The sequence below is a fragment of the Pseudoalteromonas sp. MelDa3 genome, assembly GCF_002863625.1.
Taxonomy (GTDB): domain Bacteria; phylum Pseudomonadota; class Gammaproteobacteria; order Enterobacterales; family Alteromonadaceae; genus Pseudoalteromonas; species Pseudoalteromonas arctica.
This window is the reverse complement of the sequence record NZ_PJBR01000211.1, coordinates 1-1,201: the sequence shown is the minus strand read 5'-3', so window position 1 is coordinate 1,201 and position 1,201 is coordinate 1. Positions and strand designations below refer to the sequence as shown.

At 40.9% G+C, this 1,201-nt stretch carries 1 protein-coding gene; it reads left to right on the top strand.

What is annotated here, in order from left to right; genetic code table 11:
* Positions 1–74: 74 nt before the first annotated feature.
* Positions 75–1,193, top strand: a complete 1,119-nt coding sequence (locus tag CXF89_RS19185) for an ISAs1 family transposase (protein WP_121955489.1) — start codon at positions 75–77, stop codon at positions 1,191–1,193.
* Positions 1,194–1,201: the final 8 nt, after the last annotated feature.

Genomic DNA, 1,201 nt, shown 5'->3' with positions numbered 1-1,201 from the left:
CCCAGGGCAAGATCACGAACTTTACCTTGACTTAAAAGTATGATCTTATACTCCTTTTTTCAAGGAGCGTTCTCATGCTTGATACTCAGCTATTTAAATATTTCGAATCAATCGATGATCCTCGCCAACAAGGTAAAGTGGTTCATAAACTATTTGATATCATATTCTTAGCCGTCAGCGCTGTTGTGTCTGGATGCCAAGGTTGGGAAGATATTGAAGATTTTGGTCATGATAGATTAGATTGGCTTAGGAAATATGTTCCCCTAGAGCAAGGTATCCCCCGCCATGACACAATTGCCCGTGTACTAAGCCGTATCGATATGACGCAATTTCAAGATTCTTTTTCTTCTTGGATGAAGGCATGCACTAAGTTAACTCAGGGCGATGTCGTGGCTATTGACGGGAAACGGTTGAAAGGGTCATTTAATCAATCTGATAGGCGCGACGCACTTTATATGGTCAGTGCATTTGCATGCGAAAATGGTGTAGTCTTAGCGCAATGTCCTGTTGATAAAAAGTCGAATGAAATAACAGCGTTACCAACACTTCTAGAGTTACTTGAGATAAAAGGGTGCTTAGTCACAATTGACGCCATGGGGTGTCAAAAATCAATTGCAGAAAAAATAGTGAGCAAAGAAGCTGATTACCTTCTTGCAGTGAAGGCAAATCATAAAGGACTCTTGTCGCAAATAGAGGGGGCTTTAATACCGGAGATAACACGACAAGCGTCTAAAGGGGTTTTGTTTAATGAAGCAGATTATCAAAAAAACAGAGAGGAGTTTAGGTGTTGTGCAGTGCGCCATGACGTAAGTAATTTATCAGAAACGATACACTGGGAAGGGGCAAAAACAGTGGGCGTTATTGTTTCCTACAGAAAGGAAAAAGGTAAAATAAGCAATGAGTTATGTTATAGATATTATATCAGTTCAGCACATTTAACGGCGGAAGAATTGGCAAGGTCAGCGCGGCAACATTGGCAGATAGAGAACGGATTACATTGGCGTTTAGACGTAGGGTTTAAAGAAGATGAGTGCCGAATTAGGCGCGAAGGTGCAGCGTCTGTATTTGCAGGGCTGAGGCATATCGCCTTTAATCAATTAAAGGCAGAAACCAGTTTTAGTAAAGGTATGCCAGCAAAGCAGAAGAAAGCGATGCGCAGTATAGCTTATCTTGAAAAGGTATTGAATTTATAGTGTTTTTT

What these genes read in the sequence shown, in the direction of transcription:
- CXF89_RS19185 (WP_121955489.1), top strand. Translation starts at nt 75, where the DNA reads ATGCTTGATACTCAGCTATTTAAATATTTCGAATCAATCGATGATCCT.